The sequence below is a fragment of the Dolichospermum compactum NIES-806 genome, assembly GCF_002368115.1.
Lineage (GTDB): Bacteria > Cyanobacteriota > Cyanobacteriia > Cyanobacteriales > Nostocaceae > Dolichospermum > Dolichospermum compactum.
Genome location: NZ_AP018316.1, coordinates 1,489,141 through 1,510,677, shown reverse-complemented (window position 1 = coordinate 1,510,677; position 21,537 = coordinate 1,489,141). Strand labels below are relative to the sequence as shown.

General features: G+C 40.8%; 17 protein-coding genes. 9 read left to right on the top strand and 8 right to left on the bottom strand.

Features of this window, described 5'->3' with window-relative positions; genetic code table 11:
* Positions 1-35: 35 nt before the first annotated feature.
* Complete coding sequence (gene cofG, locus CA730_RS07400) at positions 36-1,004, bottom strand: 7,8-didemethyl-8-hydroxy-5-deazariboflavin synthase subunit CofG (RefSeq protein WP_096665749.1); 969 nt, start codon at positions 1,002-1,004, stop codon at positions 36-38.
* A gap of 265 nt (positions 1,005-1,269) precedes the next feature.
* Here cofG and psbA point away from each other — a divergent pair, with 265 nt between their 5' ends.
* The 4 genes from psbA to CA730_RS07380 all read left to right on the top strand — a co-directional run bounded on the left by psbA (position 1,270) and on the right by CA730_RS07380 (position 5,677).
* The gene (gene psbA, locus CA730_RS07395) at positions 1,270-2,352 is read left to right on the top strand and encodes a photosystem II q(b) protein (RefSeq protein WP_027404089.1); all 1,083 of its coding nucleotides are present in this window, start codon (positions 1,270-1,272) and stop codon (positions 2,350-2,352) included.
* A 114-nt stretch (positions 2,353-2,466) separates the two neighbouring features.
* Positions 2,467-2,991, top strand: coding sequence for a Ycf51 family protein (locus CA730_RS07390; RefSeq protein ID WP_096665746.1), 525 nt, complete (start codon positions 2,467-2,469; stop codon positions 2,989-2,991).
* Positions 2,992-3,296: 305 nt separating this feature from the next.
* Positions 3,297-4,475: an iron-containing alcohol dehydrogenase family protein gene (locus tag CA730_RS07385; RefSeq protein WP_096665742.1), complete on the top strand. Its 1,179-nt coding sequence runs from the start codon at positions 3,297-3,299 to the stop codon at positions 4,473-4,475.
* The gene (locus CA730_RS07380; RefSeq protein ID WP_096665739.1) at positions 4,472-5,677 is read left to right on the top strand and encodes an aspartate aminotransferase; all 1,206 of its coding nucleotides are present in this window, start codon (positions 4,472-4,474) and stop codon (positions 5,675-5,677) included. Before CA730_RS07385 ends, CA730_RS07380 begins: the two co-directional genes overlap by 4 nt.
* 144 nt (positions 5,678-5,821) lie before the next feature.
* On the opposite strand, the gene CA730_RS07375 is transcribed toward CA730_RS07380, so the two are convergent.
* Both CA730_RS07375 and CA730_RS07370 read right to left on the bottom strand, forming a co-directional pair.
* On the bottom strand, positions 5,822-6,040 hold the full coding sequence (locus CA730_RS07375; protein ID WP_096665736.1) for a hypothetical protein: 219 nt from the start codon (positions 6,038-6,040) through the stop codon (positions 5,822-5,824).
* A 225-nt stretch (positions 6,041-6,265) separates the two neighbouring features.
* Positions 6,266-8,788, bottom strand: a complete 2,523-nt coding sequence (locus CA730_RS07370) for a DNA gyrase/topoisomerase IV subunit A (protein ID WP_096665733.1) — start codon at positions 8,786-8,788, stop codon at positions 6,266-6,268.
* A gap of 218 nt (positions 8,789-9,006) precedes the next feature.
* Here CA730_RS07370 and CA730_RS07365 point away from each other — a divergent pair, with 218 nt between their 5' ends.
* Positions 9,007-9,405 (top strand): response regulator, encoded by a 399-nt coding sequence (locus tag CA730_RS07365; protein ID WP_096665730.1) that lies wholly within the window; start codon positions 9,007-9,009, stop codon positions 9,403-9,405.
* Between the two features lie 71 nt (positions 9,406-9,476).
* On the opposite strand, the gene CA730_RS07360 is transcribed toward CA730_RS07365, so the two are convergent.
* The 3 genes from CA730_RS07360 to CA730_RS07350 form a co-directional block, all read right to left on the bottom strand.
* Positions 9,477-10,337, bottom strand: coding sequence for a tetratricopeptide repeat protein (locus CA730_RS07360; protein WP_096665727.1), 861 nt, complete (start codon positions 10,335-10,337; stop codon positions 9,477-9,479).
* 149 nt (positions 10,338-10,486) lie between these two features.
* Positions 10,487-11,908, bottom strand: a complete 1,422-nt coding sequence (locus CA730_RS07355) for a sensor histidine kinase (RefSeq protein WP_096671348.1) — start codon at positions 11,906-11,908, stop codon at positions 10,487-10,489.
* A gap of 49 nt (positions 11,909-11,957) precedes the next feature.
* Entirely contained in the window at positions 11,958-12,422 is a 465-nt protein-coding gene (locus CA730_RS07350; RefSeq protein WP_096665724.1) for a hypothetical protein, read from the bottom strand.
* Positions 12,423-12,610: 188 nt separating this feature from the next.
* Here CA730_RS07350 and ppk1 point away from each other — a divergent pair, with 188 nt between their 5' ends.
* Together ppk1 and CA730_RS07340 are read left to right on the top strand one after the other, a co-directional pair.
* Entirely contained in the window at positions 12,611-14,776 is a 2,166-nt protein-coding gene (ppk1, locus tag CA730_RS07345) for a polyphosphate kinase 1 (protein WP_096665721.1), read from the top strand.
* Positions 14,777-15,123: 347 nt separating this feature from the next.
* A complete protein-coding gene (locus tag CA730_RS07340; protein WP_096665718.1) occupies positions 15,124-15,540 on the top strand; it encodes a response regulator in 417 nt (138 codons plus the stop codon).
* Positions 15,541-16,181: 641 nt separating this feature from the next.
* Here CA730_RS07340 and CA730_RS07335 read toward each other — a convergent pair.
* Positions 16,182-16,364 (bottom strand): hypothetical protein, encoded by a 183-nt coding sequence (locus CA730_RS07335; RefSeq protein WP_096665716.1) that lies wholly within the window; start codon positions 16,362-16,364, stop codon positions 16,182-16,184.
* Between the two features lie 137 nt (positions 16,365-16,501).
* Here CA730_RS07335 and CA730_RS07330 point away from each other — a divergent pair, with 137 nt between their 5' ends.
* Both CA730_RS07330 and CA730_RS07325 read left to right on the top strand, forming a co-directional pair.
* Positions 16,502-17,044: a DUF2854 domain-containing protein gene (locus CA730_RS07330; RefSeq protein ID WP_096665713.1), complete on the top strand. Its 543-nt coding sequence runs from the start codon at positions 16,502-16,504 to the stop codon at positions 17,042-17,044.
* Positions 17,045-17,356: 312 nt separating this feature from the next.
* On the top strand, positions 17,357-19,051 hold the full coding sequence (locus CA730_RS07325; protein WP_096665710.1) for a bifunctional serine/threonine-protein kinase/formylglycine-generating enzyme family protein: 1,695 nt from the start codon (positions 17,357-17,359) through the stop codon (positions 19,049-19,051).
* 547 nt (positions 19,052-19,598) lie between these two features.
* On the opposite strand, the gene hflX is transcribed toward CA730_RS07325, so the two are convergent.
* Positions 19,599-21,335 (bottom strand): GTPase HflX, encoded by a 1,737-nt coding sequence (gene hflX / locus CA730_RS07320; protein ID WP_096665706.1) that lies wholly within the window; start codon positions 21,333-21,335, stop codon positions 19,599-19,601.
* Positions 21,336-21,537 lie beyond the last annotated feature (202 nt).

The window sequence follows — 21,537 nt, the reverse complement described above, 5'->3', positions numbered from 1 at the left end:
TATCGTACTGTGTCGCTATTTTTTCATGAACAGGGCTAGAGCTTAAATCTTTCTCGCCATTCTTGTACCTGCTGTTGTAACCCTGCACCCAACCATTCGTCAAACTGGGGATACAGTGGTAAACGTGGTACTAACTCCCAGCCTCTAGACTCTAAAATGTTTCTGAGTTCCTGTTCCTGTAAATGGGGATAATCAGGATTAACTTCATCTTTGGGACTTATTCCTCCTAAATCCCTCGCTCCAGCGGCTATACAAGCAAGTAACCAATTTTCATCTTCAACTAAATTGGGGGGAATCTGAATTGTCATGTCTGCTGGTAAAATTTCCCGCGCTTTAGCGATAACTGTCGGTAATTGATGGGGATCAAATGGTGGTGCGTCAAAGGTTTGCACAGTTCCGGGGCTGTGGGGTTGAAGAATTACCTCTTGAATATGATGGTAATGTGCATGAGATTCGGAAATAGCGGTTAAAGTCTCCCACCAATCTGCGTCTGTTTCTCCTATTCCTAAAAGTAATCCTGTGGTGAAGGGGATTTTTAGATCTCCTGCCCATTGTAATTGTTGCGATCGCACTTCTGGCAATTTACTCGGTGCGTGACGATGGACTGTATTTAATAGTTTTGGTGTCAATTGTTCCAGCATTAACCCCATTGACACATTCACAGTTTTAAGTTTCTGCATTTCTGTCCAACTCAATGGACCAACGTTGGTATGGGGTAAAAATCCCATTGCTAACGCTAACGCACACAAATCATAAATTCGCTCAAACCAAGCTTCCCTTCTAGCTGAATGGGGATGGACTTCACCACTCAAAATCAGGATTTCACAGACATTTTGATTTTTAAGTTGTAAAAAAATCTCTTTAGCAGCCTCAAGGGTCAACCAAGGACTTTTACCCGGTTCTGTGCGGAAATTGCAATAGGAACAGCGGTTAAAGCATTCATAAGTCGGGACAATAGTATAAGCAGGACTGTAGGTAACAATATTTTGACCAGATAGCGACATATACAGTAGGGGTAAAGGGCTTGCTCCCAAAATTTCAGGAATAAGGTAGTAGCTTACAAGAAAATTAGAATTTGTTACCAAAAAAGATTAATGCTTAAAAAGCCGACTACATCTAGTTTATAGCCATAAAGATGACCCAACTTTTGAGATTTATCAAAAAATATTACGAAAACCCCTTTACAAATCGAAACATAGGGATTAATATAAATTCATGAGGTAGAAACACCTACCAAAACATACATAACTAAAACGCAATTATAAACACATGACAACCACCTTACAACAGCGCGAAAGTGCTAACGTATGGAGCCGCTTCTGTGAGTGGATCACAAGCACCGACAACCGTTTATACATCGGCTGGTTCGGCGTAATCATGATCCCCACCCTACTATCTGCGATCGCTTGCTTCGTAATTGCATTCATCGCTGCTCCTCCTGTAGACATTGATGGTATCCGCGAACCAGTTGCAGGTTCATTACTCTACGGAAACAACATTATTTCCGGTGCAGTAGTTCCTTCCTCTAACGCCATCGGTTTACACTTCTACCCAATTTGGGAAGCTGCTTCCTTAGACGAGTGGTTATACAACGGCGGTCCTTACCAATTGGTAGTGTTCCACTTCCTGATCGGCGTATTCTGCTACCTCGGTCGTGAATGGGAACTTTCTTACCGCTTAGGTATGCGTCCTTGGATTTGCCTAGCATTCTCTGCTCCTGTAGCAGCAGCAACCGCAGTATTCTTGATCTACCCAATCGGTCAAGGTTCATTCTCTGACGGTATGCCTTTAGGTATCTCTGGAACATTCAACTTCATGATCGTGTTCCAAGCTGAACACAACATCTTGATGCACCCCTTCCATATGTTAGGTGTAGCTGGTGTATTCGGTGGTTCTTTGTTCTCCGCAATGCACGGTTCTTTGGTTACTTCTTCCTTAGTTAAGGAAACAACCGAAAACGAATCACAAAACTACGGTTACAAATTCGGTCAAGAAGAAGAAACCTATAACATCGTTGCTGCTCACGGTTACTTCGGTCGCTTGATTTTCCAATACGCTTCCTTCAACAACAGCCGTCAACTACACTTCTTACTAGCTGCATGGCCTGTAATTGGTATCTGGTTCACAGCTTTGGGTATCAGCACAATGGCGTTCAACTTGAACGGTTTCAACTTCAACCAATCCATCATGGATTCTCAAGGTCGCGTAGTCGCTACTTGGGCTGATGTAATCAACCGCGCTAACTTAGGTATGGAAGTAATGCACGAGCGTAACGCTCACAACTTCCCCCTAGACTTGGCTGCTGCCGATGTTGCTCCTGTTGCTTTAAGCGCTCCTGCAATCAACGGTTAATAAGTTTAGCTAAATAAAAAACGCTCTCCAATTACGGGGGGCGTTTTTTTGTTTTTGTGTAAAAATCTGGTGTTGCCGATAGTTAAAATAGTAATTGTTCGTAATTAAAACCTTATGCCTAGTACCGCTAATTTTCTCGAATATACCCAATGGTCAGGTATTGCAACAATAGCTTTTGCCGTCCTGACAATCTTGGCTTTCATTTTAAAATGGGGCTTTCGCTTTCGATTGGTGGGTGCAACTGGCTTTATGCTGGTATTGACAGGGGGATTATTTTCACTTTCCCTCGTTCCCCTGAGTCGCACAGTTATTCCCGGCGCTGCCAAGTATACTCTAGTTTATGATAATGGTTCTAACCAAACAGTAATTGCGATCGCACCACAAATCACTCCCACAGAATTAGAAGCCACTTTACGTCAAGCAGCTAGTAACCTTTATTCCTATGGTCGCTTAGGTACTGGTGGTGATAAGCAATTAATAGTCCGCGCCCGCACTATTATCCACCCAGAAATAGGTTTATCTGTACCTGTGTACTTGGGTCAAGTAAATCGGACTTTGGTGAGTCGGGAAGACCCAGAAATGGCGGTAGAAGTTTATTTAGACAAGTTTGCTTCCTTACCAAAACCCACTGCTTCATAGGTGACAGGTGACAGGATAGTTAAGAGGGAATAGGAGAAAAATGTTCTTCCTCCTGACTCCTGACAGGGCGCAGGTCCTAGTCCCCTACTTCCTGATTCCTGATTTGCACATTTTTTGGTCATCTATCATACAATAAAGATTATTTTAAAATTTGATTAAGAAATATCAATAGTTTTGGCCAAATAAGTAGGTGAACAGAAAAATTTAAAGGTATGTGAAGAAAAGTAAAATCACTCAAAACTCTCTTCCTGTTCCCTGTTCCCTTGCCCCAACGACAATTTTTAACGCCCACCTACTTAACGATCATGCCTAATCAACATTCTACTGAAACTTTGTCCACTCAAACCTCTAGTTCATTTTTCAGCCTTTCTGTTGCCCCTGGGAAAGTAATTCGCGGTGCAGGGGTATTGTCAACAGTTGCGGGCGAAGTCGCTAATTTGGGAACTCGTCCCTTAATTATTGCTGGAAATCAGACTCTTAATCTGAGTCAAGAGAGTTTACAACCTCTTTTCCAATTTCCAGAATTGCATCCTATTTTGGTTTCTTATGGTGCTGATTGTTGTGAAGTTAGTTTAAAGACTTTACGCAAAGCCGTTAAGGAACATAAAGCTGATATGATTATCGGCATTGGTGGTGGTAAAGCCCTAGATACGGCTAAATTAGTCGCCCACCAATTGACATTACCAGTTGTGACAATTCCCACTTCTGGGGGTACCTGTGCGGCTTGGACTGCCCTTTCTAATGTCTATTCGGCGACAGGGGCGTTTTTGTATGATGTGGCTTTGTCTCGCTGTCCTGATTTGCTAATTTTGGATTATAATTTGGTTCAGACTGCACCTCAAAGAACATTAATAGCAGGAATTGGGGATGCGATCGCTAAATGGTATGAAGCTTCAGTGAGTAGTGGACATTTACAGCAAACTCTGATTATTGCCGCAGTTCAACAAGCACGAGTTTTACGCGATATCTTATTGCAAAAGTCTGCCGCTGCTTTACAATCCCCAGGTAGCGAAGTTTGGCAGGAAGTTGTAGACGCAACTGTACTTCTAGCTGGGGTAATTGGCGGACTTGGTGGGGCGCAATGTCGCACGGTTGCCGCCCATGCAGTTCATAATGGCTTAACCCATATTTCTAGACATGAGAGTATTCACGGGGAAAAGGTCGCTTATGGTATCCTGGTACAACTGCGGTTAGAAGAAATGATCCAGGGAAATCAATTAGCAGCGTCAGCAAGACAACAATTGTTGAAGTTCTATGCAGAGATTGGACTACCCCAAAAATTAGCAGATTTGGGATTAGGTAATATCACTCTAGGTGAGTTACAAACAGCAGCGGAAATTAGTTTAGAACCTAATTCTGATATCCACCGTTTACCGTTTAATGTAGCGTTGGAACAATTGATGGCTGCAATGGTTTCTACCACTGCACCAATAGATGTTAATCGTGTTTCCACCAGGGGAATAAGTGACGAGGTGAAGGAATGAGTTTGAGTTGGATGTCTCCCGCAGAACGGATACAAAAATTGCCGCCTTATGTATTTGCTCGTTTGGATGAATTAAAGGCTAAGGCTAGAGAACAAGGGTTAGATCTAATTGACTTGGGAATGGGTAATCCTGATGGACCCACTCCCCAACCAGTGATTGAAGCAGCTATGGCAGCTTTGCAAAATCCCGCTAATCACGGTTATCCGCCGTTTGAAGGGACGGCTAGTTTCCGTAGGGCGATTACTCAATGGTATCATCGCCGTTATGGTGTTACCCTTGATCCAGATAGTGAGGCTTTACCTTTACTTGGTTCTAAGGAAGGTTTGGGACATTTAGCGATCGCCTACATTAATCCTGGTGATACTGTATTAGTACCTTCACCATCTTACCCTGTGCATTTTCGTGGTCCGATTATTGCTGGGGGAGTTATCCATAATTTAATTCTCAAGGAAGAAAACAACTGGTTAATTGATTTAGCGGCTATTCCTGACGAAGTAGCCAGAAAAGCTAAAATCCTCTATTTCAATTATCCCAGTAATCCTACCGCAGCTACCGCCCCCCGCGAATTTTTTGAAGAAATTGTCGCTTTTGCACGGAAGTATGAAATCCTTTTAGTCCATGATTTATGTTACGCCGAATTAGCTTTTGATGGTTATCAACCCACTAGCTTGTTAGAAATTCCTGGTGCAAAGGATATAGGTGTAGAGTTTCACACTTTATCTAAAACCTATAATATGGCAGGTTGGCGCGTCGGGTTTGTAGTCGGAAATCGTCATGTTATCCAAGGTTTGCGGACACTGAAAACCAATTTAGATTATGGCATTTTTTCGGCGTTGCAAACAGCAGCAGAAACTGCCCTTAGTCTCCCTGATTCTTATTTACATGAAGTTCAGCAACGTTACCGCACTCGACGAGATTTTTTAATTGCTGGTTTGGGTAAATTGGGGTGGAATATTCCCAAAACTGAAGCAACTATGTATTTGTGGATAAAATGTCCAGTGGGGATGAATTCTACAGACTTTGCTTTGAATATTTTACAGCAAACTGGGGTGGTTTTGACTCCTGGAAATGCCTTTGGTGTGGGTGGTGAAGGCTATGTGAGAATTAGTTTAATTGCAGATTGCGATCGCTTGGGTGAAGTTTTACAAAGATTCAAGGAAGCGGGTATTTGCTATCAATCGGAAATTTCTGTTTCTGCGTAATAATTAGGGTGATATGGGATAGGGGAAAATCACCAATTACCAATCACCTCTTTTGGAGAACTTCAATGAGCGATCGCTCTTGAGTTTATGATATTTCTACTGTACCACGAATCGAGTTTATGCCCTAGTCTAATAACTTGGATGCTAATTTAAAAAGACTTTAATGTTTACATGAAAACGTTCTGCTAATTGTTGAATTTGATTTAAAGTTAATGCTTTTTCTTTGTTTAAAATAGCTTTTATCCCACATTCCGCACCCCCCGGTGTCACAATCGGTTTTTTCTGATTTTTATCCCCATTTAATGTTGTATTTTGTACCAAAACCAAGAAATATTGGTAGGCGATAGCGAAGCGCTGCTGCAAGCAGTTCGCTAAAACCAAATCTCCAAACGACTAATTTTCGTTGTGTGACAGTTTAGGGTGCGGAAGGTAGGTTAAAAGAACAAGGAAGAAGAGTATTGTAGGATGCGTTACTCTGTCTGTAAGAGATAGGAAAATCAAATCTGATTCCTATAAATTAGATCATAACCCCCTCCTCGCTTGCGGGGAGGGGGTTGGGGGTGGGTTTCTTATATCTCAGTCAAAACCCTACTCTACTTCCACCACACTGACAATCCTCTCATCCCTGTTGAGTTGACAAATACTTTCACCCTTACTATCTTTATTGAGATTAGGAACTGCATCTACCGATACGCGAATTACTCGCTCCTTATTTGTTAATAATGCGACCTCTGAACCTGGTTTTGCGGGAACCATAGCCGCTAAATTGTCCGTTTTATTATTAAATTTCAAAAGTTGTATGCCTAAATCCCCCCGATTCGCCGCCCTCAATTGATTTGCAGCCATAATTTTGCCATATCCTTCCTCAGTCACTAACAATAATTGGTTATATTTGCTGACATTGACACAACCAACCATCTGCTGATTTTTCAAAAGGCGGAAAGCTTGCAAGCCCATCGCAGCCCGACCCATAATCGGTAATTGTTCATCATTAACCGGAAACCTGAGTAGCCTACCGCTAGAACTCGCTAAAATTAAATGTTCTCCGCTGCTGAGGAATTGGGTAAACGCCAATTCGTCCTTGTCTTTAAGCTTCAAAATTGTAATTCCGCGCCGTGAGAGATTCACAAATTCCGATAAAGATAAGCGTTTAATCCGTCCTTCCTTAGTTAACAAAACCATTTCCAACGTTTCGGGTTTTTCTGGCAGCAAAAACCGGGTAATGATACCTTCCGTGTTACCTTGGGCGGTACTGGTAAGCATCGTAATCAATGGCGTTCCTCGCGCTGAACGTCCAGTAGTTAGGGGAATATCTCCCACCGTAATCGGGTAGACTTTACCACCGCTGGTGAGGATTAACAGGTCTTTGTGAGTATTAGTTAATTCAGTTTGGATCAGGAAATCATGATCCAGCAACCCATTTTCCCCTTTTGTTTTTTTACTGTTGGGGGAAATCCGCCGGATATAACCCCGTTGAGTAACTTCTAAAATGGTTTCTTCTGGGGGTTGTTCCGGTATAGGAGTGGGGATTTTTGCTGGAGAATTTTCTGCTGCGGCTACTGCTTTTGGTTGTTTAGCCTTACCTTTATCTTCAGAAACTTGTTTTTCTGTAGTGTGAACTATTTTTGTCCGTCGAGGATCATTATATTTCCGTTTGAGAGTTCGCAAATCTTTTTTCAGGGCTTTGAGTAATTCCCGTCTATCTTCCAACAATGTCTGCAATCGGGTAATTTCCTGATTAAGTTGGTCAAATTCCTGTTGTAAGTTTTGCTGTTCTAAACCAGTGAGACGACGTAATGGCATAGACAAAATGGCATCTGCTTGGACTTCAGTTAAATCTAAGCGGGTACAAAGTGTCATCTTGGCTGTACTGCCATCGGGGGCTTGTCGTAATATAGCGATAACATCATCTAGATTTGCTAAGGCTTTTAACAATCCTGCTAGGATATTTACCCGATTTTCGGCTTTTCCTAATTCGTAACTGTAGCGACGATTGAGGGTATGTTCTCGGAACTTGAGAAATTCCTGTAATAGTTGCCGTAATGTTAATTGACGGGGTTGTCCATCAACTATAGCTAAGAGAATCGCGCCAAAGGTGGTTTGTAAAGCTGTTTGGTGATACAAATGCTGGAGTAGTTCTTGGGGATTAGTATCGCGTTTGAGTTCAATAACTACGCGCATTCCCTCCCTGTCACTCTCATCTCGAATGTCAGAAATTCCGTGTAACCGACCTTGATTGACTAAATCGGCGATTTTTTCAATCCATCCAGCTTTATTAACTTGAAAGGGCAGTTCTGTGACTATTAATGCTGTGCGGCGTTTAGTTCCCCTCGTGGCGGGAATTTCTTCCATTGTGACGATACCGCGCATGACAATACCACCTTTACCAGTGGTATAAGCTTCTTTAATACCACCATGATCAACAATTTCCCCACCAGTAGGAAAGTCTGGACCGGGAATTAATTGAAATAATTTATCATCGGTTAAATCTGGGTTGTCAATTAAGGCAATTAAGCCATCAACGATTTCTCCCAAATTGTGGGGGGGAATATTTGTCGCCATACCGACAGCAATTCCCGCACAACCATTCAGTAACAAAAATGGTAATTGAGCGGGGAGTACGGTTGGTTCTTGTTGAGAATTGTCGAAATTGCCAGTAAACTCCACAGTCTCTTCGGCAATTTCCGCCAGCATTCCTTCATGTCCTACAGGTGCAAGACGGGTTTCTGTGTAACGCATGGCTGCCGGTGGATCATTATCCACGCTACCAAAGTTACCATGTCCACCAAGTAGGGGATAACGGCTGGAAAAGTTTTGGACTAACCGAACTAAGGCATCATAAACTGATTGATCGCCGTGAGGATGATATTTACCGAGAACATCTCCCACCACACGGGCGCATTTTCGATAAGGTCGATCTGGTGTTAAACCCAGTTCGTGCATAGCATATAAGATGCGCCTATGTACTGGTTTTAATCCATCTCGAACGTCTGGTAAGGCTCGCCCCACAATCACACTCATGGCATATTCTAGGTATGACCGTTGCATTTCGGTGTGCAGGGCGGTGGTGATGACCTGTCCCTTGGAGAGAAGGTTTAACTGTTTTGCCATGAGGTTTTTCCCTGAATTTTCACTACACAACAGCCGCTAGAAGATAACACGCTCTAAAATTACAGCATAACGGATGATCAAATAGAAATACTCACATAATCTTGATACTCATGATGAGAAAAAGCAGTAGTATTATTTTTGATGTGATCTATGCTTATGGATTATTAAAAATACAATAGATGTTGATCAGATGTTAGCCCTATTTAGTATGAAATCTCATGAAAACTGTTCTAATTGTTGAAGATGATTTAATTAATGCTCGTGTTTTTTCTAAAATACTGAGTAAACGTGGGGGGTTGGAGGTAAAACATACAGAAGATGTAGATGAGGTGATGAAAATAGCTCAATCCCATGAAATTGACCTGATTTTGATGGATGTGTCCCTATCACATAGTGTATACCAAGGTAAGTCTGTTGATGGGATCAAAATTACACAAATGTTAAAGTCTGACCCACAAACAGCTAATTTACCGGTGATTTTAGTAACAGCACACGCGATGGAAGGCGATCGGGAGAATTTTTTGAACCAAAGTGGTGCTGATGGTTATATTTCTAAGCCTGTGGTTGATCACCAACTGTTTATTGACCAAATTATGGCTCTTTTGCCACAAGGATAGTTGGGTAATTAATCATTGGTTATCGGTCATTGGCAAATTCTTTCCCCCTGCTCCCTGCCCCCTGCCCCCTATTAGGGTATTTCCTCCTTTGGCTGTGAGGCTGATTTAATTTCTGGTATTTCTAAGAATTTTTTGGTGTCTGCAAGTAGGCGATCGCCCCATAGGTTTTCTTTGAGAAAATCTAAATTGGCATAACGGGAATCTATGCGGAGTGCGGATACTCCCATTTCTAAACTTTTTCGTTTATCGCCCTGATAATAGGATGCTACGGCTAAAGCTAGTAAAGGTTCTGCGGCTTTTTTGTCAATACTAACTGCTGTTTGCCATTGCTGAATTGCGCCCGGAATGTCGCCTTGTTCGTATTTGATTAAACCAATATTGTTAATTGCTGGCCAAAACTTTTTATCTTGGTTAACTGCTAAATTAAATTGAGCGATCGCCTCTGGGAATTTCTGTAACATAAAGTAAGCATTACCCAAATCAAACAACCCCCCAGAATAATTGGGTTTTAATTTCAAACCCGCTTGATAATGGCTGATAGCTCCTTGGTAATCTTTTTTTTGAAATTTGGCTGAACCCAATGCAAACAGCACTTCAGGATTTTTAGGGTTAATGGTTTGGGCTTTGTTCAAGGAGATAACTGCTTGATCAAAGTCTCGATTTTGTAAATGTAAACTTCCCAGTAGCCACCATACTTTGTCATTTTTCGGGGCTAATTTCGCAGCTAATTGCGCTCTCAGTAGGGCTGGTTCAAGCTGCTGAAACTGCGCTAATTGAGCCGCTTCCTGGGCTAAGTTCAAGCCCTGTTTCTCTAACTGAGCATTATCAATTTGTACTGTATGCGGAATGAATGCCTGAGCATGAGCAGCTTTTGGCAAACTCCATAAACTGATTGCTACCAAAAGAGAAATCAACCGAATATATTTTGGCACACTACTACCTTCTAGTCCGAATATTGGAATCTTATCGCTAACGCTTTCGCTTAAGATAGCTTAACAAAATCAGATAGGTTGTTCATTAGTCATTGGTCATTGGTCATTGGGTAATTTTATTCTTCCTCCGAACTCCTAACTCCTAACTCCTAACTCTTAACTCCTAACTCCTGGGACAAAATTGGCAAAATAACGGTGAAAGTAGTACCTTCCCCCAGATTGCTAGTTACTTGAATTTGTCCTTGATGATGCTCGATAATGGCTTGAGCGATCGCTAATCCTAATCCTGAACCAGTAGTTGTGGCTGTAGCCGTTTTCCCACCTCTATAAGTTCGTGCCGGATCAACTCGATAAAAGCGGTCAAATAATTTTGGTAGCGCGTCCGCAGGAATACCAGTGCCAGTATCACTAACTTTTACTTGTAAATGAGAATTAGTGTAACGCCTTCCTGTAACTCGATTTATCCCCTCTATTCTTTCTAACTCCACTTTTATGACTCCTTGGGGTGGAGTATATTGCAAAGCATTACCAATCAAATTTGTAAATAACCTGACTAATTGCTCCCAATTCCCCGTCAGACTAAACCAATTTTCTAATAATTCTGGATTAACTTCCGTCAACGCAGAATCAACTAAATTCAAACCTAGATTAATTTGTTTTTCTCTAGCTACAAATTGTTGTTCTTCTACAACTTCCATCAACAAAGCATCAAGAGGACAAGATGAAAATAAATCTATATTAATACCACTATCTTGTCTAGCCAAAAATAGCAAATCATTAACTAACTTACCCAATCTTTGAGTAAGTCTTTCTACTACCTTTAATTGTTGTTTATATTGAACCGTATTTTTTTCTTCTTCCCCTGCATCCAAATCAGCCAAAGCAATTTGCACATTAGTTTGAATTAAAGCAATCGGACTTCTTAATTCATGAGAAGCATCAGCAGTAAATTGTTTTAAGCGTTGATAAGATTCTCGCACAGGTTCCATAGCCTTACCTGATAAAAACCAACCACTGGCAGCCACTGAGAATACCATTAAAATAATACCTAAAGCCAAATCAAAAATTAATTCCCGACTAGGTTTTGTTACCTCAAACCAAGGATGACTAACTCGTAAATAACCTAAAATCTGTCTTCCTACTTCTATCCTTTTTGTCACTTGTCTAAATAACTGTGCAGATTCTCCCCATCCTCCCATGCCCTCTATTCGCACAGTTTCACCTGTATGATGAGTATGAATAGGAATATCTAATTTTTCCGAAAAAGTTGACCACAGTAATTTACCATTAGGACTAAACCACTCTAAATCAATCCGATCATCTTCAGCACTTTCAGACTTATTAGGAAAACTAGCTTCTACATTTACTCGTAATTGAATCGGTTGAAATTTTATCGGTTCAATTACTAAAGAACGCTCGACAACTTCCACAACATGATACAATGTATCGTCAATTCGCTCAACTAATGTACTGCGAACATATAAATATACTCCACTAGCAAATAATAATAGTAAAATTGCCGTTATAGCCGTGTACCAAATTGCCAACCGGCGACGAGTAGCTTGAAACAGGTAAATAGACATAAAATTAATAACCAGTCATTACTTCTTGAATTTCAGTTTATCGGGACGGGAAATCAGTTTCCTTTCCTTCATTTGCGTATCTTTCCCGCGCATACCCCATGAATCGTTCCCGACTTTCTGAAGTAAACAAGGCTTTTTCCCAGTCTTCTGATTCACCCTCAACACACAACCAACCAGATTCCCAATAATCATCATTAAGTAATGGAAACCATACCAACTTACGCACTAATACCCCATTAAGCCTATGTTCATAAACGAACCCATCAACCGAGGTATCTCCATAGACAAAAATGATCTCCCGTAGTTCTGGTGATTTAAATTCAGTGATGGATTCTTGTCCCCAAAGAACCTCATCCTCTGGAGGATAGTCGTCTTTGCAAAAATCACACAACAGCCAGGATGAGTCTACAATGGGAACTATTTTACTAAAACCGGCTTGTGCTATATCAAAATCTTCCGTGCGAAAAAATAAGCTGAATATGATTTCATGGTTCCCATCCATGTTTGATATTATTTAATCAATTACTCTGTTTCTATTGAAACACTTTAACTAAAAGATTTTATCTAAAAATATCAAATTAAAAAACTTAATCAGGTTTCTAGATCAAGAAGTGTAAAAATCTATGCAGTAGCAATTAAGATATTGATATTCACGCTCTATAAACAATGTCTACCTATATCTAGGTGATTATGGCGAAACCAAAAAAGAATTCTGCTTCCATGAATCTGAGTGATCCACAATACTACATCAACCGTGAGTTAAGTTGGCTAGAATTTAATAATCGGGTCTTACATGAGGCTTGTGATCCCAGAACTCCTCTGTTGGAAAGGCTGAAATTTTTAGCCATTTTTAGTTCCAATTTGGATGAGTTTTTTATGGTACGAGTCGCAGGTTTAAAGCAACAGGTGGAAGCCACTGTTAATTTATTAAGTCCTGATGGACGGACACCACAGAAACAACTAGATGATATTCGTTTGCATTTGAATCCTCAACTCAAAAAACACAATGCGGAATTTGAGGAAGCGCTGCAACCACTTTTAGTCCAACAGGGAATCTATATCCTGGATTACATAGAATTGAACTCAAAACAGCGAAGTTATCTAGATAACTATTTTGAAGAGCAGATTTTTCCAGTTCTGACTCCTCTTGCTGTTGATCCTAGTCATCCCTTTCCTCACATTTCCAATCTCAGTTTAAATCTAGCAGTGGTGGTCAAAAATCCTGATACAGAAGAGGAGTTTTTTGCCAGAGTTAAAGTTCCTCAAGTTTTACCAAGATTTTTGCCATTACCTCCAGAGTTGAGAGTCCAAGACAATGGGAAAATTGCTACCTGGTCAGGGATTCCCTTAGAACAAGCGATCGCTCATAACCTAGAATCTCTCTTTCCCGGTATGAGTATCCAAGAATATCATCCCTTCCGCATTACCCGCGATGCTGATCTGGAATTAGAAGAAGATGAAGCCGACGACCTGTTATTAGCCATTGAACAGGAACTTCGTAAACGCCGCATGGGTGGGAATACCGTCAGGTTAGAAATTCGCTCCCAAACCCCTGCATTAGTCCGTTCCCGTCTCTTAGAAGATTTGGGACTCACTGAAAGCGATATTTATGAAGTTGATGGTCTGTTGGCACTACGGGATTTAATGTATTTTCTGGCACTACCACTACCAGAACTTAAAGATCGCCCCCGTCAATCCGTCGTTCCTTCCCGCTTACAACGACTCAGAGAACCCTGTACTGATGCTGATGTTCTCGAACCAGAAGAAGGAAAAGACTTTTTTGCCGTAATTCGAGAAAAAGATTTGCTAGTTCATCATCCCTATCAATCCTTCTCTGGTACAGTAGTACGCTTTATTACTAGTGCTGCCCATGATCCCAACGTCCTAGCCATCAAAATGACTCTCTACCGGACTTCTGGAGACTCACCCATAGTTAATGCTTTAATTGCAGCAGCAGAAAATGGTAAACAAGTTTCCGTGCTAGTCGAACTAAAAGCCCGATTTGATGAAGAGAATAACATTTATTGGGCTAGACGTTTAGAAAGAGTTGGCGTTCATGTCGTCTATGGTTTAGTCGGTTTGAAAACCCATAGCAAAATCGTCTTGGTAGTGCGACGAGAAAAAGACAGAATGCGCCGTTATGTCCACATTGGAACCGGGAATTACAACCCCAAAACCGCACGACTCTATACAGATTTAGGCTTATTTAGTTGTCGAGAAGAATTAGGCGCAGACTTAACAGATGTGTTTAACTTCTTAACAGGCTACTCTCGCCAAAAATCCTATCGAGAAATTATGGTAGCACCTGTGAATATGCGCGATCGCTTTCTCGAACTAATTAAACGGGAAATTGACAACGTGCAAAACGGATTTTCCGGTCGCATAGTTGCCAAAATGAACGCCCTAGTTGACCCACAAATAATAGTTGCCCTCTACGAAGCCTCCCGCGCTGGAGTCCAAATAGACCTGATTATTCGGGGAATATGTTGTTTGCGTCCCGGACTACCCAATCTCAGTGACAACATTCGCGTTATCAGCATCATCGGTCGATTTTTAGAACACTCCCGCATATATTACTTCTACAACAATAACCAAGAAGAAATATATATCGGCAGCGCAGACTGGATGCGGCGTAACTTAGATCGTCGCGTCGAAGTTATTACCCCCATCAAAGACCAAGAAATTGCCAAAGATCTACAAGAAATCTTAGGGATTATGTTAGCAGATAATCGTCATGCTTGGGAATTACAACCTGATGGCAATTATATCCAAAGATGCCCAGGTGATAACTGTCCAGAAGCCAATTCTCAAAAAACAATTATGTCTATGGCTTTACGGTCTGCCGGCATAAATTAGACTCTCATTAGTTGCAGCAAAAGTGAATCATCACCTCAAATTCTCATAGCGTAAGCATGGCTTAAGCATATCTGAATTTACATACCCTTTTGTCAATTCTTCATCTTTCCCCTGACTCCTATCCCCCACAAAAAGACTTTTTTAGTAAACCCCACATAACATATTTTGGAGATAATGCCCCATAATCCTATGCCAGTTTCCTAATCAGTGCATCAGCTAAATCATTATTATTATGCAATAATTGCATAAAATTCAACTTTTAGCCCCCAAAATTCACCCATAAGACAGAGTAAACTTAGAACTCGCATTCATAAACTATAAACATACATATTTATTATTTTTTTGGAATGTTAATGTTGTCCAAAGAGCTTTCTAAATTGCGCGTTCTTGTAGTTGATGATCATGAACTCACTCGTTTAAGTCTCCAACTAATTTTTTCTATTCAAGAAAATATGTACGTTGTTGGTTTAGCTAGTAATGGTCAAGAAGCTATAGACATGGTTAAATGCCATCAACCTGATGTGATAATTCTTGATTTACAAATGCCGATAATGGATGGTTGGACAGCATCTAATTACATTAAAGTCATATCTCCAAATACTCAAATTTTGGCTTATTCCTCAATAGATGAATTATCTTTTCAAAATCACAAAACTAAACATCAATTTGATAAAGTTTGCACAAAAGATATTCCCACAAAAGAACTCATCACATTAGTTAAACAATTAGGCAGTAAACGTAGTTATTCTTCATTTTTTGAATAAAGATTGCACTCTGCTTAATCTTATCTTCCTTGTAGGTTGGGTTAAGCGACAGCGCAACCCAACACATTGATTGAGTGTCATCTCTCAACCCAACCTACGAATCAAGACTTTTTTTAATTTGCCAAAGGTATTGTAATTAGGACTTACGCACGCTCACTAATTTACCATGATATGAATGAACGAAATTGCGTCGTTTTCGGCTTTGGGAATAACTTATTGAGTAGGGTGCGTCAGATAGAGGGAATCTGTTTTTTTTGTCAAAATATCGTGTCTGACGCACCCTACAAGGGATAAAATTTACGTCACATATTTGGGGAATCTTGTCAATGCGTAAATCCTAGTACCGCAAGGCGGAAGTCAAAAGTCAAAAGTCAAAAGCAATATTGGGCAAGCTTTTTGGCGATTAAGAATGGTTGGTTTATTTACGCCGTGCTGTACTAGTAGTCTGTCAAGAACTAGTTGACGGGTAAATAAATTTTTCCTCTTCCTTCTTCCTTCGTGGTTCATTTCTTCTTTATCCGTCAAAATTTATTTGACAGACTACTAGAATCAAAGTCCCCCTTTTTAAGGGGGATTTAGGGGGATCTAAAAGTTATTGATACATAGCTAAGGACTTTTCAAACATCCTCTAACAACTTAGGTTAATTATTTCCTGTATCAGGAATAGTCCGTTTAAACTCATCAAGTAAATCATCTAACTCTTCCAAAGCTTGATTCACATCAACTCTTAAAGTTCCTAAATTGGGTTGTTCCAATAAACTCAGCAAGCGCTCGCGTTTACCTTGAACAGTGCTAATTCGGTCTTTAATTGTCTGAATATCCATTTTTTTGCTTCCTATTTTGAAACACTTCAAATCTAAAGTTAACGCAAAAAGTAAAAATCCCCATATCCCCTTTCCCAATTTGTCACCAATCAGCGATGATAATAAAAGATGAAAATAAATTATACTAATCTCAAATTATGCTCGGCAGAATTTCTTTAGGAACACTTGGCTTAACAATAGGTACTATACTCACCATAACAGGTTTTGTTGCCTACTTTGTAGATAATGCCACCCTCAATCTAGTGGGATTTTTCTATGGATTTCCCCTATTACTGGGAGGTTTAGCCCTAAAAGCCAATGAACTTAAACCTGTACCCTTCAGCCAAACTACCACACCATCCATCCTCGAACTCAGAAAGCAACAAGCAACAGTTACACAGACCAAAATCCGCAAAGACATCACCCGCAACTGTTATGGGCAAAAAGCTCATTTAGATGTAGCCCTAGCCTATCTAGGTTTAAGTCCCACCGATGACGCAAGACCAATAGTAACAGGTTTACGAGAAACCGAAATTAATGGGGCTTATACCTTAATTCTAGAATTCGATTCACCACTCATCACCTTTGATACCTGGCAACAAAAGCAGGAAAAAATGACCAAATATTTTGGACCAGGTGTAGAAGTCAGCATTAAACAGCCTAGAGAGGACTGCATTGAACTGTCCTTGATGAAGATTTAACCTAAAACCTATATTCCGCAAGGAACTGGAGTTCCTTGCTAATAGCGCAAGTTGTCTTTTGATGACTAAACATTTAGAAAAATTCCTAGTACAGGTCGGCGGAAATAAATAGACCATTCCAAACTACTGGAAAGCTCATTGTATATTCGTTTTGACTTTTGACTTTTGACGAACGCCTTACGGTAATAGTCCGTTAAAACGGAATTCAGCTATTAGACAGGGAATTTATTCCCTGGCGGGTTCTTAACCGTAGCTACTGGTAGAACTATGTTAGTATAGTATAAGCATCCCTAGAAATACCCACAATCTACCATGAGCCAATGCCTTAACCCCACCTGTCTTCATCAAAATCCCCAGGGTACTAACTTTTGTGAAAAGTGTGGGAGTAAAATCCTTTTAGATGATCGTTATCGTCCCATTAAATTTCTCGGAGAAGGTGGTTTTGGCAGAACATTTCAAGCAATAGATGAAAAAAGATTAAATACACCCTGCGTCATTAAACAATTTTTACCCCAACAAGCTGGAAGTGCGGCTTTAGCAAAAGCCACCGAATTATTTCAACAAGAAGCCCAAAGACTGCAAGAACTAGGAAAACATCCCCAAATACCAGACTTAGAAGCCTTCTTTCCCCAAGATGGTAGACTTTATTTAGTCCAAGACTTTATTGATGGTCAAAACTTATTACAAGAATCTGAAAATCAAGGTAAATTAAAAGAACCACAAATCAGAAATATCCTGACAGAATTATTACCAGTTTTACAATTTATTCATGATAACAAAGTCATTCATCGAGACATCAAACCAGAAAATATTATTAGGAGTAAAACTGGTAAATTATTTCTAATTGATTTTGGCGTTTCCAAAGAAACAAGTGGAACTATTTTAACTAGAGTGGGGACTATTACAGGTACTCCTGGATATGCTCCCCCAGAACAGTTTCGGGGTATGGTTTATCATAGTAGTGATCTCTATAGTTTAGCTGTTACCTGTGTCAGATTATTGACAGGACATTTTCAAGAAGCTGATGGTGCAGATGAATTATTTGATAATAGAAAAATGCAATGGCAATGGCAAAAGTATGTTTCTTTAAGTCAAGAATTAACAACGGTATTAGAAACCATGTTGCAAGATATTCCTGCTTATCGTTATGACTCAGCAGCAGAAGTTTTAGCAGCATTAGCGAATCAAAAAACAATAGTTATTCCCACACCCACAACCCCACCCAAACCACCAGCAAATATTAACGTAAATATCAATCCCCAATCATCATTTACAGAAGACTTAGGAAAAGGTGTCAAATTAGAAATGATAGCCATACCCGGAGGAACTTTTCTCATGGGTTCACCGGAAAATGAAGCAGAAAGATTGAGTTATGAAAGTCCTCAACATCAAGTCACAGTTCCCAGCTTCTTTATAGGCAAATATCAATTGACACAGGCACAATATCAAGCTATCATGGGTGCTAATCCCGCTTCCTTCAAAGGCAATAATCGCCCCGTTGAAAATGTCAGTTGGGATGATGCAGTTGCATTCTGCAAAAAGTTAAATCAAAAGACAGGAAAAAATTACAGATTGCCCAGTGAAGCCGAATGGGAGTATGCTTGTAGAGCCGGGACAAAAACGGCATTTTCCTTTGGTGACAATATCACCACAGATTTAGTCAATTACGATGGTAATTACTCCTACAAGTCCGCCGCAAAAGGCAAATATCGCCAACAAACCACAGATGTAGGAACTTTTCCCCCTAACCCTTTTGGTTTGTACGATATGCACGGAAACGTCTGGGAATGGTGCGAAGATGACTGGCATGAAAATTATATAAATGCGCCTACAGATGGCAGTGCTTGGAATAGTCGAAGCGGAAGTCATAAGCTGCTGCGCGGTGCTTCGTGGTTCAACCTTCCTGCACACTGCCGTTCTGCCTACCGCTACAACATCGACCGCGATAGCAGGTACGACTCTCTCGGTTTTCGCGTTGTCTGTTTTAGTGCGGCGAGGACTTTGTAGCTCTTTATACTCTTGCTCTTTTGCCCTCTGCCCTTCTTTTTCTTTTCCCTTCTTAACCCCTCCGCCTCTGGCGGAAAAATTTTGCAGAAATAATTTATAGTTACTGCACGAATATAACACACAGATTGTACAAATGGCAATAAAAATAGAATCATTAAAATACTAATGTAGGGTGTGTTAGCGACAGCGTAACGCACCATAATTGCTAGATTTGAACCAAAATATTACCCAAATGGTTGAGTTATTATCTCGTTTATCTCGTTCCCAGTCTTTGACTGGGAATGCCCTCAAGAGGCTCTGCCTCTGCTATCATTGAAGGCAGAGCCTTCTAAAATTCATTCCCATACAGAGTATGGGAACGAGAGAATGGTTGAGTTATTATCTCGTTTATCTCGTTTATCTCGTTCCCAGTCTTTGACTGGGAATGCCCTCAAGAGGCTCTGCCTCTGCTATCATTGAAGGCAGAGCCTTCTAAAATTCATTCCCATACAGAGTATGGGAACGAGAGATCCCCGACTTGTCAAAGAAGTCGGGGACATGAAAATCATTAATCATCACCAACAGCGTACTCAATCAATAGAGATAACCGCTGACGCAGAGTTTCCAGTCCTAACCGCTGACTAGCAGAAATAAACACAGCTAAAGGAAACTCTTCCCTAGCCAAAGCTAGTGTTTCACTACTAACTTGATCAATTTTATTAAAAGCCACTAACGCTGGTCCTGGTGTAATTGGCATTTGTGCTAATATATCCCGCACTGAGCGAATATGACTTAACCAAGCCGGATGAGATAAATCCACCAAATGCAATAAAGCATCCGCTTCTGTTACCTCCTCCAAAGTTGCCCGAAAGGCATCCACTAAAGATGCGGGTAACTCATGGATAAACCCTACAGTATCGGTCATCAAAGTTTCCTGGGGTGCGCCCGTTTCCGCATGAGGAAGCATTAACCGCCGCGTAGTTGGGTCAAGGGTAGCAAACAGTTGGTCAGCGGTGTATACTTCTGAGTTGGTAAGAGCGTTGAGTAAGGTAGATTTACCAGCATTAGTATAACCCACCAACGCCACCGAAGGAACTTCTCGATGTTGTCGCCGTTGCCTTAATCTACAACGATGTGCTTGTAATTGATTAACTTCTTGTTGGAGTCGAGAAATGCGTTTTTGAATAGCTCGGCGTTCTGTTTCTAGCTTGGTTTCACCAGGTCCTCTTGTACCAATACCACCTCCTAATCTGGACATGGATTGACCTCTACCAGTGAGTCGTGGCATCATATACTCTAACTGCGCCAGTTCCACCTGTAATTTACCTGCACCAGATTGAGCGCGTTGGGCAAAAATATCTAAAATTACTTCGGTACGGTCAACTACTCTAACACCAATTTGCGCTTCTAAATTGCGAACTTGGGAGGGTGAAAGATCACGATCAAATACTACCAAGTTAGCGCCCAGAGTTTGCGCTGTGAGAGCAGCTTCTTGGACTTTACCTTCACCGATAACTGTTTGGGGATGAATGCGCGATCGCTTTTGTTGTAATACTTGTAGTACAGTACCACCAGCCGTATCTACTAACCGAGTTAATTCCACAATAATGTCCTGGAATTGTTGCGGATTGGTATTTTCTGTTAATACCCCAACAATTAGCACCCGATCATGATCAGTATCTACCTCTTGAGCTACAAACTCCTGGCTAAATTCTTCTTCTAAACCTTCCACTAAGCTGAGAAAGTCCTGATCGGCTAAAGCATCTAAACTCAGCGGCGGTGATATATTAGAACACATTATAGCATCAGGAACAATCATGCCAGAAGATTGAGTCGCAACTAATTGTTTACTATTAGCTACTAGATGCGCTAAATAAGCTTCTTTCACGTACCCAGTTGAACCACCACCACGCTTTGTAAATCCTCCTCCAGTAATATTTAAAACTACTAAAGCATCCAACCTTTGTAAAGCCATCGCCGTCAAGGCTGCTTCATTTGGTGGTTCTGACTTAAGATGGGTAGATAAACAACGAATACCGCTCAGACGTTCTGCACCATAACGGGGTAACTCTAGAGGCGGAATTTGAGTTTGACGCGGAGTACCTACACCAACCCGAATCACTTGTCCGCGACGGTTAATGTAAACACAAATAGGTTGATTAATTTCCGTACTAATTGCTGCCAGACGTTGAGCAAAATCAGTTGTAGTAATACAATCGCCTGATATCCGCTGGTGGTACAGTCGCTGGAGTTGTTTTAGCTGACTGGACTTTAAACCTTGAACATTGCCAAAGATAGTCTCTATAGGCGTTTATGACCAGTTACCTGGTTCCCCCTGAATCCTTACACTGTCTATTTTACAACAGGGAACAGGGAACAGGGAACAGGCAAGAGTTTTTTAATTCTTCATTTTGAATTTGTGAGTAGTTTTTATTTATAATGAGTGAAATTTCTAGACTCTCAAGCGATTATAGATTTATAATTAACGATTGTGAGTTTTTTCAAAA